The sequence below is a fragment of the Pseudomonas monteilii genome (assembly GCA_001534745.1).
Lineage (GTDB): Bacteria > Pseudomonadota > Gammaproteobacteria > Pseudomonadales > Pseudomonadaceae > Aquipseudomonas > Aquipseudomonas alabamensis.
This window is the reverse complement of sequence record CP013997.1, coordinates 2,233,867-2,248,011: the sequence shown is the minus strand read 5'-3', so window position 1 is coordinate 2,248,011 and position 14,145 is coordinate 2,233,867. Positions and strand designations below refer to the sequence as shown.

The 14,145-nt window shown below is 67.3% G+C and carries 14 protein-coding genes; 9 read left to right on the top strand and 5 right to left on the bottom strand.

The window, feature by feature from the left end; all coding sequences use genetic code 11:
* Positions 1 to 798: 798 nt before the first annotated feature.
* Positions 799 to 1,971 carry a hypothetical protein gene (locus APT63_09690; GenBank protein AMA45877.1) on the bottom strand — a complete coding sequence of 391 codons (1,173 nt, stop codon included), beginning with the start codon at positions 1,969 to 1,971 and terminating at the stop codon, positions 799 to 801.
* 9 nt (positions 1,972 to 1,980) lie between these two features.
* Positions 1,981 to 2,205, bottom strand: coding sequence for a hypothetical protein (locus tag APT63_09685; GenBank protein ID AMA45876.1), 225 nt, complete (start codon positions 2,203 to 2,205; stop codon positions 1,981 to 1,983).
* A 180-nt stretch (positions 2,206 to 2,385) separates the two neighbouring features.
* Between APT63_09685 and APT63_09680 the strand changes: the two genes are divergently transcribed.
* Positions 2,386 to 4,392, top strand: a complete 2,007-nt coding sequence (locus APT63_09680; protein ID AMA45875.1) for a protease — start codon at positions 2,386 to 2,388, stop codon at positions 4,390 to 4,392.
* Here the strand turns inward: APT63_09680 and APT63_09675 are convergent.
* Positions 4,389 to 4,925, bottom strand: coding sequence for a hypothetical protein (locus APT63_09675; protein AMA45874.1), 537 nt, complete (start codon positions 4,923 to 4,925; stop codon positions 4,389 to 4,391). The two genes, APT63_09680 and APT63_09675, sit on opposite strands and share 4 nt — an antisense overlap.
* A 149-nt stretch (positions 4,926 to 5,074) precedes the next feature.
* Between APT63_09675 and APT63_09670 the strand changes: the two genes are divergently transcribed.
* Positions 5,075 to 6,604, top strand: coding sequence for a pyridine nucleotide-disulfide oxidoreductase (locus APT63_09670; protein ID AMA47847.1), 1,530 nt, complete (start codon positions 5,075 to 5,077; stop codon positions 6,602 to 6,604).
* A 111-nt stretch (positions 6,605 to 6,715) separates the two neighbouring features.
* The gene (locus APT63_09665; GenBank protein AMA45873.1) at positions 6,716 to 7,165 is read left to right on the top strand and encodes a hypothetical protein; all 450 of its coding nucleotides are present in this window, start codon (positions 6,716 to 6,718) and stop codon (positions 7,163 to 7,165) included.
* A 98-nt stretch (positions 7,166 to 7,263) separates the two neighbouring features.
* Here the strand turns inward: APT63_09665 and APT63_09660 are convergent, their stop codons facing one another.
* Both APT63_09660 and APT63_09655 read right to left on the bottom strand, forming a co-directional pair.
* Positions 7,264 to 7,494, bottom strand: coding sequence for a metallothionein (locus APT63_09660; protein ID AMA45872.1), 231 nt, complete (start codon positions 7,492 to 7,494; stop codon positions 7,264 to 7,266).
* A gap of 2 nt (positions 7,495 to 7,496) precedes the next feature.
* Positions 7,497 to 7,955 (bottom strand): phosphotransferase system, HPr-related protein, encoded by a 459-nt coding sequence (locus APT63_09655; GenBank protein AMA45871.1) that lies wholly within the window; start codon positions 7,953 to 7,955, stop codon positions 7,497 to 7,499.
* 157 nt (positions 7,956 to 8,112) lie between these two features.
* Between APT63_09655 and ligD the strand changes: the two genes are divergently transcribed.
* Genes ligD through APT63_09625 form a run of 6 tightly spaced genes read left to right on the top strand, consistent with a single transcriptional unit; the run spans position 8,113 to position 13,918 of the window.
* Positions 8,113 to 10,614 (top strand): ATP-dependent DNA ligase, encoded by a 2,502-nt coding sequence (ligD, locus tag APT63_09650; protein AMA45870.1) that lies wholly within the window; start codon positions 8,113 to 8,115, stop codon positions 10,612 to 10,614.
* A complete protein-coding gene (locus APT63_09645; protein ID AMA45869.1) occupies positions 10,614 to 10,862 on the top strand; it encodes an amino acid transporter in 249 nt (82 codons plus the stop codon). Before ligD ends, APT63_09645 begins: the two co-directional genes overlap by 1 nt.
* On the top strand, positions 10,859 to 11,890 hold the full coding sequence (locus APT63_09640) for an acyl-CoA dehydrogenase (GenBank protein AMA45868.1): 1,032 nt from the start codon (positions 10,859 to 10,861) through the stop codon (positions 11,888 to 11,890). The genes APT63_09645 and APT63_09640 overlap by 4 nt, the downstream gene beginning before the upstream one ends.
* Complete coding sequence (locus APT63_09635) at positions 11,887 to 12,642, top strand: acetylglucosaminylphosphatidylinositol deacetylase (protein AMA45867.1); 756 nt, start codon at positions 11,887 to 11,889, stop codon at positions 12,640 to 12,642. Before APT63_09640 ends, APT63_09635 begins: the two co-directional genes overlap by 4 nt.
* A complete protein-coding gene (locus tag APT63_09630; protein AMA45866.1) occupies positions 12,639 to 13,238 on the top strand; it encodes a methyltransferase in 600 nt (199 codons plus the stop codon). Before APT63_09635 ends, APT63_09630 begins: the two co-directional genes overlap by 4 nt.
* The gene (locus APT63_09625) at positions 13,235 to 13,918 is read left to right on the top strand and encodes a glycosyl transferase (protein ID AMA45865.1); all 684 of its coding nucleotides are present in this window, start codon (positions 13,235 to 13,237) and stop codon (positions 13,916 to 13,918) included. Before APT63_09630 ends, APT63_09625 begins: the two co-directional genes overlap by 4 nt.
* The last annotated feature ends 227 nt before the right edge of the window (positions 13,919 to 14,145 follow it).

The window sequence follows — 14,145 nt, the reverse complement described above, 5'->3', positions numbered from 1 at the left end:
TTGTTAACCTAAGCGTAATTAACCGCGTCACTGGCTCGACAGATCGATGTGACCTCCTTCTGAGGGGCGGGCTTGCCTGCGATCCAGGCGGCGATGAACCGGACGCCATCGCGGGCAAGCCCGCTCCCACACGCTGCTTGCGCAGCCATGCCTGCATTGACGGCTGCAGAGGTCTGGGTGGGAGCTGTCTTGCCAGCGATAGGGCCCTGCCAGGCGCCGCATGCGATCGATATGTATGGAGTAGAAAAGACAGTTACTCCCACAGGCCCGTGACGGTCTGCCTCACCGCGGCGTGGTTATGCATAGCAGAATACCGCACTGCTGATCTGACAGGCCGAAACAATCCTTATGTGGAAGCGGGCTTGCCTGCGATGCAGGTGGCGATGAACCGAGCGCCATCGCGGGCAAGCCCGCTCCCACAGGCCCGTGGCAGTCTGCCTCATCGTGGCGTGATTACGGATGGCAGAACACCGCACTGCTGATCTTACAGGCCGACGCAATCCTCATGTGGGAGCGGGCTTCCCCGCGATGCAGGCGGCGACGGATCGGACACCAATCGCGGGCAAGCCCGCTCCCACAGGCCCGTGGCAGCCTGCCTCAACGCGGCGTGGACATGGATGGCTGGGCTCCGCACTGCTGATCTGACAGGCCGACACAATTCTTGTGTGGGAGCGGGCTTGCCCGCGATGCAGGCAGCGCTGAACCGGACGCTATCGCGAGCAGGCCCGCTCCAATAGGTTTGTTAAAGCGGACTTCTAAAAGTGGTGCGGCAGAGTGACGATGGACCAGTCTTCAAGATCATATGGCTTCACGCGCAGTCGCCTCAGGCATCGGCACAGCTCTGACCTTCGCTTCTTCCTGATGAATACGCATCGGCCGCAGCTTCAGCGATCCCCCACTTCGCCCATGCAGATGGGCCTGCATCTCCCCCAGTATGGCCATGGCCACGCTTTCCGGGGCGTCGCCGCCCAGGTCCAGGCCAATGGGGTAGTGCAGCACCGGCAACCCAGGCAGAGGTCCGGTGTCCCCCCGAATGTCGGCCAATAGCCGTTCGGTCCGATCCCGGGGTCCGAGTTGTCCGACGTAGCACGGCTCGGCGCGCAGGGCCAAGGCCAGCCAATGGGCATCCTGGGTCAGGCTATGGGACATCACGGCCACCAGCGCGCCCTGCAGGCGCGGCATCAGGTCGGCTTCCGTGTCCAGCGTCCTGACCAGCACCTCGTCTGCCTCGGGAAAGCGCTCGCGTCGGGCGAAATGACTGCGCGCGTCGATCACCGTCACGTGCCAGTCCAGCAGGCGCGCCATGCGCACCAGGGGCTGGGCGTCGTGACCGGCGCCGAACACCACCAGGCGCGGCATGGCCGTCAGGTATTCCAGAAAGACTTCGGCTGCACCGAAACGCTCATCCAGCACCACCCCACGGGAACGCCTGGCCAGGTACACCGCCTCGGCGGCTTCACGGATCGGGCGCTCGAGACGCGCGTCGGACAACGGTGGCATCGGGTGCGCCGCGCTCAGCGTCAGCCGTTCGCCGACCGCCAGCGCAGAACGGCCAGGGTCGATCACCGTGGCCACCACGGTCGGGGTGCCTTCACGGTCCACATCGGCCAGGGTCTCGACTAGGTGCGACGGCCCCTGGCCGGTGATGCGTTCGAACAGCACGTGCACACGGCCGTTGCAGCCCAGGCCGAACCCCAGGGCTTCCTCGCCCGCCTCGCCTTCTTCGGCGGTGCTGTAGCACTGCACCTGGGCGCCCTGCTCGGTCAGCCACCAGGCCTTGCGGGCGATCTCGCGCTCCAGGCAGCCTCCGCTCACGGTGCCCTGGTGCGGCCCGATACGCGGGATGAGCATGCGCGCGCCCGGGCGTCGGTAGGCCGAGCCTTCGACCTTGACCACCGTGGCCAGGACGCAGTCTTCATGGGCATGACGGGCGGCCTGGACGGCGGCCAGCAGGGTTCTGGAGATCGGCATGGGTGCGTTTCAGCCTTCGGTACGACGCGGGTCGGCCGAACGCGGGTAGGTGCGTTCTTCCTCGATGGTGCCGTTGACGTGGTGGATCTTCACCGAGGCCGTCTTGCCTTGCAGCACTTCGGCCAGCCGGCCGACCAGTTCGGCCTTGGTGGCGGCCTGGGCCAGCACGACCTCCGAGCCGGAGCGGCGCAGCGCCCAGCCTTGTCCGTGGGTGACGACGTGATAGGTGTCCATGGGCAAGTGCCTCGATCAAAGGGTACAGGGCTGTGACCGCAGCGGCCCTGCGGTCGTTTCGTCGAATGTGCCCTGCCCTTCGCGCCTGCCGGGCACGCCGCCTGGCAACCTGCGCGTGCCCCGGCTGCGTTTGACCGGTACAATGCCGGCCCTCACCGTGAGCCTGATTCTGATAACGACATGTCCCTTCCGAAGAACCACCTCGAACTGCTCAGCCCTGCCCGTGACGTGGCCATCGCCCGCGAAGCGATCCTGCACGGTGCCGATGCCATCTACATCGGCGGCCCGAGCTTCGGTGCCCGTCACAACGCCTGCAACGAGGTGGGCGATATCGCCGCGCTGGTGGAATTCGCCCACCGCTACCATGCGCGGGTGTTCACCACCATCAACACCATCCTGCACGACAACGAACTGGAGCCGGCGCGCCGGCTGATCCACCAGCTGTACGATGCCGGTGTCGACGCGTTGATCGTCCAGGACCTCGGGGTGATGGAACTGGACATCCCGCCGATCGAGCTGCATGCCAGCACCCAGACCGACATCCGCACCCTGGAACGCGCCCGCTTCCTCGACCAGGCCGGCTTCTCGCAGCTGGTGCTGGCCCGCGAGCTGAACCTGCAGGAAATCCGCACGATCGCCGACCACACCGACGCGGCCATCGAGTTCTTCATCCATGGCGCGCTGTGCGTGGCGTTCTCCGGGCAGTGCAACATCTCCCACGCCCAGACCGGGCGCAGCGCCAACCGGGGCGACTGCTCCCAGGCCTGCCGCCTGCCCTACACCCTCAAGGACGACCAGGGCCGCGTGGTGGCCTTCGAGAAGCACCTGCTGTCAATGAAGGACAACAACCAGAGCGCCAACCTGCGCGCGCTGGTCGAGGCCGGCGTGCGCTCCTTCAAGATCGAGGGGCGCTACAAGGACATGGGCTACGTGAAGAACATCACCGCCCACTACCGCCAACTGCTCGACCAGGTACTCGAAGACCGTCCGGACCTGGCACGCGCCTCCAGCGGCCGGACCGATCACTTCTTCGTGCCGGACCCGGACAAGACCTTCCACCGTGGCAGCACCGACTACTTCGTCAGCGACCGCAAGATCGACATCGGCGCGTTCGACTCGCCGACCTTCACTGGTTTGCCCGTCGGCACCGTGGAGAGCGTCGGCAAGCGTGACCTGCAGGTGGTCACCGAGGTGCCGTTGTCCAACGGCGATGGCCTCAACGTGCTGGTCAAGCGCGAGGTGGTGGGCTTCCGCGCCAACATCTGCGAACCACGCGGCCAATTCGAGGAAGACGGCCAGACGCGCTATCGCTACCGCGTCGAGCCCAACGAGATGCCCGCGGGCCTGCAGCGCCTGCGCCCGCACCACCCGCTGAGCCGCAACCTCGACCACAACTGGCAGCAGGCCCTGCAGCGTACCTCCGCCGAGCGCCGTGTGGGCCTGGCCTGGCAGGCGCGCCTGGATGAGCAGCGTCTCGAGCTGACCGCCACCAGCGAGGAAGGCATCCGGGTCAGCGTCGCCCTGGACGGGCCGTTCGGCGCCGCCAACAAGCCGGAGCAGGCACTCGACCAGCTGCGTGACCTGCTCGGCCAGCTGGGCACCACCCAGTACCACGCCACGGCCGTCGAGTTGCAGGCGCCCCAGGCCTACTTCGTGCCCAACTCGCAGCTCAAGGCCCTGCGCCGCGAAGCCATCGAGGCCCTGACGGCCGCCCGCGTGGCCGCTCACCCGCGCGGCGCACGCAAGGCCGAAACCACGCCGCCGCCGGTCTATCCCGAGTCGCACCTGTCGTTCCTGGCCAACGTCTACAACCAGAAGGCCCGGGACTTCTACCATCGCCATGGGGTGAAGCTGATCGACGCCGCCTACGAGGCCCACGAGGAGCATGGCGAGGTGCCGGTGATGATCACCAAGCACTGCCTGCGCTTCTCCTTCAACCTGTGCCCCAAGCAGGCCAAGGGCGTCACCGGCGTGCGCACCAAGGTCGCGCCGATGCAGCTGATCCAGGGCGATGAAGTGCTGACGTTGAAGTTCGACTGCAAGCCGTGCGAGATGCACATCATCGGCAAGATGAAGTCGCACATCATCGACCTGCCGACACCGGGCAGCGCGGTGGCGCAGGTGGTCGGCCACATCAGCCCGGACGACCTGCTCAAGACCATTCGCCGTCCGGCCACCAAGGCCTAGCCCCGCCAGGCGGCCATGAGCCGGCCCGTCGGCCCGGTGACCGGGTCGGCGACCGGCAGCGGCACCTGGGCGATGCGCGCCCGGCTGCCGGCCGCATCGTCGGCCCCGGGCCTCAGGGTGCTGAACCTCTCCTGCCCTTGCGGGTAGGCACCCATCACCTCGAACCCATCCCGGCTGTCCAGACAGCGATGACCCGTGCCGGCCGGCAGAATCAGGACATTACCCGGGTTCAGCGTCATCGTCTCACCCTGCTCACCGCCTATCAGCACCGTGGCTGAACCACGCAACACGCCCAAGGCCTCATGGGCATCGGGGTGAAAGTGATGGTACGAAAAAATGCCGGCGCGCCAGAGCGGCGTCCAGCCGTGCGCGGCGAACAGGGCCTCGAAGGCCTCCCCCAGGTCGGTGCCCGCCGGCCAGGGCACCGCATAGGCCAGTACGGGCAAGGGGCTGTTCGGAAGCGTGCCTGCTGACTGAAAGCGCCATTCACGGGGCGCGGGCGTGACGGTCTCGGGTACCGGCGACGTGGCCATGGGTCTTCTCCAGTTCGAAGGGTCTCCAGCATGGGCAGCGGTCTGCATCGGGCGTTCCCTGCCAGTCGTCAGGCCAGCGCACTGGATGCTCGCCTGCCATGGTCGACATCGGCATGGCCCTGTCGTCGATCTGCCTTGGAGGCTCACCCATGACCCTGCACGCCGTGACCCTGCTCGATGCCCTGTCCGACCCCGCCCTGACCCGCGTCCAGGTGGGCGACGAGGAATGCCTGCTGGTGCGTCGGGGTGATGCGGTCAAGGCCTTCGAGGCCAATTGCCCCCACGCCGGTGCGCCACTGGAGGAAGGCGCGTTGTGTGAAGGCGTGCTGGTGTGCCCCTGGCACAAGGCCGTGTTCGACCTGGACAGTGGCGCCGTCGAGGAACCACCCGCCTTGCGTGGCCTGAAGCGCTATCCCGCGCAGGTGAAGGACGGCATGGTCTGGGTCGAGGACCAGCCCTTGCCCACCCCTTCGTTACCGGCACGGGCCAGAGGCCGCTGTTTCGTGGTGGTCGGCGCAGGCGCAGCGGGCGCGGCGGCGGTCGCCACGTTGCGTGCCGAAGGCTTCGCCGGACGGCTGGTGTGGATCGATCCCGAAGCCGCGCCGGCTTACGATCGCACGGCGTTGAGCAAGTTCGTCATCGCCGGGGAGATGAGCCCTGACGAGGTACCGCCCTTGCTGGAGCGGGCCTTCTATCGCGGGGCCGATGTGGAGCGCATACGCGGCAAGGTCAAGTCGATCGACGTCAACGCCCGGCAGTTGCTGCTGGCCGAAGGTCGAACCCTCGACTACGACGAGGTACTGCTGGCGACCGGCGGCGTGCCGGTGCGTCCTGCGCTGCCGGGGGCGGACCTGCCTGGCGTCCTGCTGCTGCGTTCGCGCGAGGACGCCGAACGGGTGCTCGATCAGGTCGAGCCCGGCCAGCCGGTGGTGGTGATCGGCGACAGCTTCATCGGCCTGGAGGCTGCCTCGGCCCTGCGCCGCTATGGCGCCGACGTGCACGTGGTGACGCGCCATGAGGTGCCGTTGGCACGTCAGCTCGGCGAGCGTTTGGGTCGCGCCGTACGTGCACTGCATGTCAGGCATGGCACAGTCTTTCATGGCCCGACGGAGCCTGTGCGCTTCGAAGGCGGCGAACGGCTCGAGGCGGTGATCCTGACAGACGGTACGCGCCTGGAGACGTCGGTGGCGCTGCTAGGCACGGGGGTGAAACCGGCCAGCGGCCTGCTCTCGGCACTGCGCGACGGGCACGACTGCCTGCCCGTGGACGCCGGCATGCGCCTGGCCGAGGGCGTGTGGGCCGCGGGCGATCTGGTGAGCTTTCCGCTGCTGGGTGAGCGAACGCACATCGAGCACTGGCGCGTCGCCCAGCAGCATGGCGTGATCGCCGCTGCCAACATGCTCGGACAGGATCGGCGCTACCTGGACGTGCCGTTCTTCTGGACCTATCACCATGGCAAGACGCTCGAGGTGTTGGGGCATGCGCAGCACTGGGACGATATCGAGTACCTGGGTGATCCCGAAGGCCTGGACTTCGTGGCCGTGCTATGTGTCGGCGAGCGCGTCGAAGCGGTGGTGGCTTGCGAGCGACAAGGGCTGATGGCCGCCCTGGCACGCCGGCTGCGTACACCGCTGTCGCGCCAGCAGGCGCTGGCCTTCGTGCAGGCGTGGCAGGCGTAAGCCCACGCCCGGAACGCTGGGCCGACCTGCTAGGCTTAGCCTGTCGCACTGCCAGGCGAGCGTCGCGTGTGGCGCCTGGTACGCGTTGCCCTGACCGCATCCGGAGGCCTCATGTCCCTCGTCATCCGTCGCGCTACCGCTGCCGACGCCTCACCCATCAGCGACGTCGTGACCCGTGCGTTGCAAGCGCTCGATACACTCGACTATCCACCGGCGGCGATCGAACGGCTCGTTCAGCGTTTCACGCCTGCCGCGATCGACGACCTGCTACAGCAGCGCTGGATGCTGGTGGCCACGCGTGACGGCCACGTAGTTGGCACGGCCAGCCTGGATGCCGGATTCGTCAGGACCGTGTTCATCCTACCTGACTGCCAAGGCCTGGGCGTGGGCAGGCAATTGCTGGAGGCGCTTCATACACTGGCGGTGGCGGCCGGGCTGGAACGTCTGCACGTTCGCTCGTCGACCACGGCGGTGGGCTTTTACGAAAGGATGGGATACAGGCGCCATGAAGAGGCGCCAGAGGGCCCTGGCAACACGGTGATGATGACACGCACGCTGTAGTCGCAGGTCAGGGCTTGAGACGCCCGGGGCCGGCTCAAGCCCGGCACGCAGCGACGGCCACGTGCGTTTCAGCGGGCAGCCGGCCCTGGGTCACGGCCTCACGGCGAGATCGGATCGCTCGCGGGGAAGGTCTCGTCGAGCGCGTTGTCGACGTTTTTCTCGTTGGGTTGCACCGCAGCCGCGCAATCGCAGTCGTTCATGCGGCAGTGCTGGTTGTCCTTGTGGCCGTTGGCGCAGGCTTCGCAGCAGTAGGCCTTGTCACCCTGGGTCACGGTGGTGGCGTCTACGGTGCACGAGCAGTGCGCGCAGGCACAGCGTTGTTCGCTCATGATCAGTTCCTCTCAGTGTCGTCGTCTACAACGTCATCGGTCCACGGCTTGCCGTCCAACGGGTTGGAGCGCGCCAGTTCGGCCTCGTCCAGGCCAAGGCCGCCACCGATCTCTTCGGCATCGACGTGGGTCAGCGACTGGTCGGCCGGCCGGCCGGAGCCCAGTTCGTCGGGGTCGCGTGCACCGGTCTCGTCCAGCAGTGTGCTGGGGCTCATGTCGTCCATGGTCACGCCGTCTTCCTGAACGGTATCGCTCAGGGCCTCACCGCCGGTCATGCCGCTTTCGGCCACGCGCTCGGCCGGAAATTCATGGGCCACTTCCCGAGGATCGCGCAGGTCGCCCGCACGGCCTTCATGTTCGTCGGACTCGTTGAAGTCGAGTTCGTGCACGCTGCCCATACGGTCCTCGATGGTGTCGATCTCGGTTCGCTTCCAGGTCTGGGGTTCATCTGCCTTGGCCATGTCGGCGCTCCATCAAGTGGGTTCATGACAATCGACCCCCTGCCCCGCGCAATGATTCAGACTTTTTGTCGACGGCCCTGGCGAGGCGGCAAGGGAACTCTGACAGGCGCCCGTGCCTCCCACCAACAGGACAGGCAAACCGCACGGGGACGCGAGCATGGCCAAGCCTCTGCAGGAATATCAGCGCAAGCGCGACTTCGCCGCCACGCCGGAACCCTCTGGCAAGACCCAGGGCGCTACGACGCGCCACGCCTTGCAGTTCTGCATCCAGAAACACGACGCCAGCCACCTGCACTACGACTTTCGCCTGGAACTGGACGGCACGCTCAAGAGCTGGGCGGTGCCCAAGGGGCCGTCGCTGGACCCGTCGGTCAAGCGCCTGGCCGTGCACGTCGAGGATCATCCCCTCGACTACGCTGACTTCGAAGGCCATATCCCTGAAGGTCATTACGGCGCAGGCGACGTTATTGTCTGGGACCGGGGCACCTGGGAGCCGGAGGGCGATGCACAGGCCGCCTATGCCAAGGGCAAGCTGCGCTTTCGCCTCAATGGCGAGAAGCTTTCCGGCACCTGGAACCTGTTTCGCACCCGTCTGGCGGGCAAGAAAGAGCAATGGATGCTGGTCAAGTCCCACGATGATCAGGCGCGCAGCGAGGCGGACTACAGCATCGTCGACGCCCAACCGGACAGCGTGATCAGCGACCGCACCCTCGCGCCAGCCTCCAAGGCGACATCCGCCCCGCCTAAGGCCTCCAAACGCACCGCCAAGACCTCGAAGGCCCGCCCACGTGCCTCCACACCCCAGGAGCGCACGCTACCGGACACCCTGACGCCTCAACTGGCCACCCCGGTAGATGCGCCGCCCGACGGCGACTGGCGCTACGAGGTGAAGTTCGACGGCTACCGCATTCTGGCACGCATCGAGGGCGACGACGTTCGGCTGTTCACCCGCAGTGGCAACGACTGGAGCGCCAAGCTGACGCACCAGGTCGAGGCGCTGCGTGGATTGGGGGTGGACTCGGCCTGGCTCGACGGCGAGGTGGTGGTCACCGACGACGAAGGCCATGCCGACTTCCAGGCGCTGCAGAATGCCTTCGACACGGCGCACGGCGAGTCGATCACCTATTACGTGTTCGACCTGCCGTTTCTTGGCGGCCAGGACCTGCGCCAGCAGCCTCTCAGCGCACGGCGCGAGGCGTTGCAGGCCCTGCTCGCCGGGAGCGACAGCCCGCTGCTCAAATACTCCCAGGATTTCGACGAACCGGTCGACTCCCTGCTCGAAAGCGCCTGTTCGCTGCAGCTCGAAGGCCTGATCGGCAAACGCGCCGACAGCCTCTACAGCGGCCAGCGCAGCCAGGACTGGATCAAGCTCAAGTGCAAGCAGCGCCAGGAGTTCGTGATCGTCGGCTACACCGATCCGAAAGGCAGCCGCAGCCGCTTCGGCGCGCTGCTGCTGGGGCTGCATGACCCAGACAGCGATACCCTGCGCTATGCCGGCAGGGTCGGCACCGGGTTCACCGCCGAGACCCTGGACAGCCTTCATCAGCGCCTGACGCCCTTGCACGCCAAGCACACTCCGCTCGCCAACCCACCCAGCGGTGCCCAGGCCCGTGGTGTGCACTGGCTGCGCCCGCACCTGCTGGCCGAGGTCGCCTACGCGCAGATGACCCGTGACGGCCTGGTGCGCCATGCGGTGTTCCACGGCGTGCGCGATGACAAACCGGCCAAGGCCATCGATCTGGAGCGTCCCCTGCCTTCGGCCGACATCGCCCGGTCTGCACCACGCACCACCTTGCGCCTGACGCATCCAGAGCGGGTGATCGACCCCAGTCATGGCCTGACCAAACGCCAGGTGGCCGACTACTACGCCTCAGTGGCCGAGCGCATCCTGCCGCACCTGCTGGCCCGCCCCGTGGCGCTGGTCCGTGCGCCTGACGGGCTGGGCGGCGAGCTGTTCTTCCAGAAGAACGCCGGTCACTTGAAGATCCCGACGTTGCGTACCTACCCCAAGACCGAGGTCGGGCAGCCGGTGATGATCATCGACGGTCCCGAGGCCCTGCTCGGCGCCGTGCAGATGAACACCGTGGAGCTGCACACCTGGAATGCCACCGACAAGGCCTTCGACCGCCCGGACCGTTTCGTGCTCGACCTGGACCCCGACCCGGCCCTGCCGTGGAAGGCCATGGTCGAAGCCACCCAACTGACGCTGACGCTGCTCGACGAGCTGGGGCTCCAGGCGTTCCTCAAGACCAGCGGCGGCAAAGGCATGCACGTGGTGGTGCCGTTGACCCGTCGAGCGGGCTGGGACGAGGTGAAGGACTTCACCCACGCGTTGGTCGATTACCTCGCAGGGCTGTTCCCGGAGCGTCTGTCCGGGGTGGCCGGCCCGCAGAACCGGGTCGGGCGGATCTTCATCGATTACCTGCGCAATGGCCGTGGCGCGACCACGGTGTGCCCCTTCTCGCTGCGCGCCCGCGAAGGCCTGCCGGTGTCGGTGCCGATCGATCGTGAGGAACTCCCCACGCTCAAGGGTGCCAACCATTGGCACCTGGGCAACATCGGTGAACGCCTGCGCCAGACGCAGGACCCGTGGGCGGCGTTCTGGAGCGTTCGCCAATCGATCACCGCGAAGATGCGCAAGACAATGGGAATGACCTGATGGAACGACTGATCGACCTGCTGCAATGGCCGGCCATGGCGCTGACGGTGCTGGCGGCCTGGTGCATCGGCTCACGCCGCCCCAACCGCCGTCGTGTGGGGTTCTGCTGCTTCATCGCCAGCAATCTGCTGTGGGTGGTCTGGGGCTGGCAACTGCAAGCCTGGGCCCTGATCGTGCTGCAGTTCGTGCTCTGCGGCATGAACCTCAGGGGCTGGAAAAAGAACACACTGACGCAGGCCGCGTCATGAAGCCCACCCCTACGGCCCTGGCGCCGCTGCTTGCGTCCTTCGGCGAGCGCCTGCGCACGATGACCCCCGAGCCACGCCTGGCCGAACTGATGGGCCTGCTGCGCGACGCCGAGCTCGACCGTCTGCCCCTGCCCGGTCAGGGCCATACCCTGCAACGCTGGCAGACCCTGGCACAGGTGGCCGGGTGCGACCTGGCCCTGGCGAAACTCTACGAAGGTCATACCGATGCCCTGGCCATCCTTGCCGAGTGCGCGGGTGCGCACCTGGTGGAGGGCGAACTGTGGGGTGTCTGGGCCGCCGAACCGCCGGATGCACGTGCCAAGATCACCGCCCAGCACGGTGACCAGGTCCGCCTCGGTGGACGCAAGGCCTGGTGTTCCGGCGCGCAGCAGATCGACCGTGCATTGATCACCGCCTGGGACCAGGATGACCGGCCGCAGCTGGTAGCCATCGACCTCAAGGACCCGAGCCTGCGCCTGCACACCGAGGGCTGGCAGGCTGTGGGCATGGCCAGCACTGCCAGCGTCGACGTTTTGTTCGACGACACGCCCGGGATTGCCGTGGGCGGTCCGGGGCAATACCTCTCGCGACCGGGCTTCTGGCACGGCGGCGCGGGCATCGCGGCGTGCTGGTACGGGGCGGCCGAAGCCCTGGCCGAGTACCTGCGTGCCCATTGCCAGGCACGTCGTCACGACCCCCATGCCCTGGCCCACCTCGGCGCCGTGGACGCTGCCCTGTTCGGCGCGCGGGCCGCGCTGCGCGACTGTGCGGCGTGGATCGACGCCCAGCCCGAAGCCAATGCCCAATACCCGGTCTGCCGTACCAGGGCGCATGTCGAGCACGCCGTGACCCAGGTCATCGAACACGTCGGCCGCGCCTTGGGCGCCACGCCCTTCTGCCGCACGCCTCACTTCGCCCGCTTGAGTGCGGACCTGCCGGTATACCTGCGCCAGAGCCACGCCGAACGCGACCTGGCCGGCCTGGGCGAACACCTCATCGACACTCCAGAGAAGGCCTGGCGACTATGAGCGAAAACCTGATCCAGGCCAGCCAGGGCAGGCCTTGGTCCGATTGGAAACGGTCGGCCCACTTGGCGCGCGCCGGCTGGATCGAGCCTGAGACCCTGTGCGTGCCAGGTCGCCGCACCGTGATCGTCGCCCCGCACCCGGATGACGAGATCCTCATGGCCGGTGGCCTGATGGCGGGGTTCGAAGGCCGTGAACAGGACCTGGTCCTGGTTTCCGCCACCGATGGCGAAGGCAGCCACCCAGGCTCCGAGCAATGGCCGCAACCTGCCCTGCGCCGCCAGCGCGTCCAGGAGAGTCGGCATGCCCTGCAGCGGCTCAAGCTCGACCTCAACGCCTTGACCTGGGAGCGCCTGAACCTGACCGACGGCGGCGTCGCCCATGACGAGGCCTACCTCGTCAGCCACCTCAACCGGCTGCTCGCGCCGGGCGATCTGCTGATCACCACCTGGCGCGGCGACGGTCATTGCGACCATGAAGCCATTGGCCGCGCCTGCGCTCAGGTGGCGGCCGCCCGCCAGGCGACCCTGTGCGAAATCCCGGTCTGGGCCTGGCACTGGGCCGAGCCCGACGATCCCCGGCTGCCCTGGTCACGTGCCCGCCGTGTACGCCTGAACCCCGAACGCCTGGCGCGCAAGCGCGAGGCCATCCACGCCCATCTCACGCAGCTGCAACCCGATGGCGACCGCCCTCCCGTGGTCCCGCCGCTGCTGCTGGACTGCCTTCTGCAACCTTTCGAACTGGTGTTCCTATGAGCCTCGACGCGCAATATTTCGCTGACCTGTACGCCGGTAACGACGACCCATGGGCCTTCCGCACGCGCTGGTACGAGCGGCGTAAGCGTGATCTGGTAATGGCCAGCCTGCCCCGGCAATGCTACGAACGCATCTTCGAGCCGGCCTGCGCCAACGGTGAATTGAGCGCGCAGCTCGCCGAGCGTTGCGCCGCCCTGCTCTGCCAGGACCTGGACCCCAATGCGGTCGACCTGGCGCGCTCGCGGTTGGCCGGGTTCACCAATGCCAGCGTCGAACAGGGTCACCTGCCGGCGGATTGGCCAGGTGGCAGCTTCGACCTGATCGTGCTCAGCGAAGTGGGCTACTACCTCAACCCGACCGAATGGCTGCAGGTGATCGAGCAATCGGTGGCCAGCCTGACCTACGACGGGGGCCTGCTGGCCTGCCACTGGCGCCACCCGATCGCCGGTTGCCCGCAGGACGGTCGCGAGGTGCACGACCTGTTGGCCAAGCACCTGCCGCTGTACTCGGTGTTCCGTCACGAAGAGGCGGACTTCCTGCTCGAATACTGGTCCTGCCAGCCGAGCGTGGTCGACCTCGACGAGACCTGCTCATGATCGGCGTGGTGATCCCGGCGCACAACGAGGCCAGGCGCCTAGGCCATTGCTTGCGCGCGCTGCGGCTGGCGATGCTGGACGTCGAGCAGGCCGGGCATCGGGTCGAGGTGGTGGTGGTGCTCGACCGCTGCAGCGATGGCAGCGAAGCGATCGCGCGGCGTCATGGAGTACTGACCTTGAAGGTGGATGCCGGCAACGTCGGCATCGCCCGGCGTGCCGGCGCTGCGTTCATGCTCGAGCGTGGCGCCCGCTGGCTGGCCTGCACCGACGCCGACAGCCGCGTGCCTTCGCACTGGTTGTCCTGGCAGGTGCACTGCGCCGCCGATGCCGTGTGCGGAACCGTGCACATCGACCGCTGGCAGCCGTGGCAAGGAATGGCGCTGCGGGAGCTGTACAACAGCCGCTACCAGGCCATCGAAGGCCATCGACACATCCATGGGGCCAACCTGGGCGTGTCGGCCGAGGCGTATCAGCGGGTCGGGGGCTTCCCGGCGCTGGCGGCCCACGAGGACGTGCACCTGGTCAAGGCGCTGGAAGCGCACGGCGCCCAGATCGTCTGGACGGCCCGGCACAGCGTGGCCACCAGCAGCCGACGTGATTGCCGGGCGCGGGAAGGGTTTGGGGATTACCTGAATGGGTTGGAGGCAGTGGTGGCGGCGACGGTGCAGGCAGCGCCTTGAAAGGATACCGCGTGGTTGATTTTACGGGCCCTGCGGGCCCGATCGCGGCACAGGGGCCGCTCCCACACCCGTAGCCCCACCGCAGCGTTGCAACCATTGCGCTTCTTGTAAGAGTCCGCCTACCCCATTGGCGTCGCACTGTCGACTTTACCGGTCCTGCGGGCCCTATCGCGGTCGGTATGGCGCCCCGGCAGGGGCCACTCCTACAGGAACCGCCATAGTCTGCA

Excerpts from the sequence above, each read along its gene's own strand:
- APT63_09645 (AMA45869.1), top strand. The coding sequence starts at position 10,614 with ATGGAACGACTGATCGACCTGCTGCAATGGCCGGCCATGGCGCTGACG.
- APT63_09685 (AMA45876.1), bottom strand. The coding sequence starts at position 2,205 with ATGGACACCTATCACGTCGTCACCCACGGACAAGGCTGGGCGCTGCGC.
- APT63_09625 (AMA45865.1), top strand. The coding sequence starts at position 13,235 with ATGATCGGCGTGGTGATCCCGGCGCACAACGAGGCCAGGCGCCTAGGC.
- APT63_09690 (AMA45877.1), bottom strand. The coding sequence starts at position 1,971 with ATGCCGATCTCCAGAACCCTGCTGGCCGCCGTCCAGGCCGCCCGTCAT.
- ligD (AMA45870.1), top strand. The coding sequence starts at position 8,113 with ATGGCCAAGCCTCTGCAGGAATATCAGCGCAAGCGCGACTTCGCCGCC.
- APT63_09670 (AMA47847.1), top strand. The coding sequence starts at position 5,075 with ATGACCCTGCACGCCGTGACCCTGCTCGATGCCCTGTCCGACCCCGCC.
- APT63_09675 (AMA45874.1), bottom strand. The coding sequence starts at position 4,925 with ATGGCCACGTCGCCGGTACCCGAGACCGTCACGCCCGCGCCCCGTGAA.
- APT63_09640 (AMA45868.1), top strand. The coding sequence starts at position 10,859 with ATGAAGCCCACCCCTACGGCCCTGGCGCCGCTGCTTGCGTCCTTCGGC.
- APT63_09655 (AMA45871.1), bottom strand. The coding sequence starts at position 7,955 with ATGGCCAAGGCAGATGAACCCCAGACCTGGAAGCGAACCGAGATCGAC.
- APT63_09630 (AMA45866.1), top strand. The coding sequence starts at position 12,639 with ATGAGCCTCGACGCGCAATATTTCGCTGACCTGTACGCCGGTAACGAC.
- APT63_09680 (AMA45875.1), top strand. The coding sequence starts at position 2,386 with ATGTCCCTTCCGAAGAACCACCTCGAACTGCTCAGCCCTGCCCGTGAC.
- APT63_09665 (AMA45873.1), top strand. The coding sequence starts at position 6,716 with ATGTCCCTCGTCATCCGTCGCGCTACCGCTGCCGACGCCTCACCCATC.
- APT63_09635 (AMA45867.1), top strand. The coding sequence starts at position 11,887 with ATGAGCGAAAACCTGATCCAGGCCAGCCAGGGCAGGCCTTGGTCCGAT.
- APT63_09660 (AMA45872.1), bottom strand. The coding sequence starts at position 7,494 with ATGAGCGAACAACGCTGTGCCTGCGCGCACTGCTCGTGCACCGTAGAC.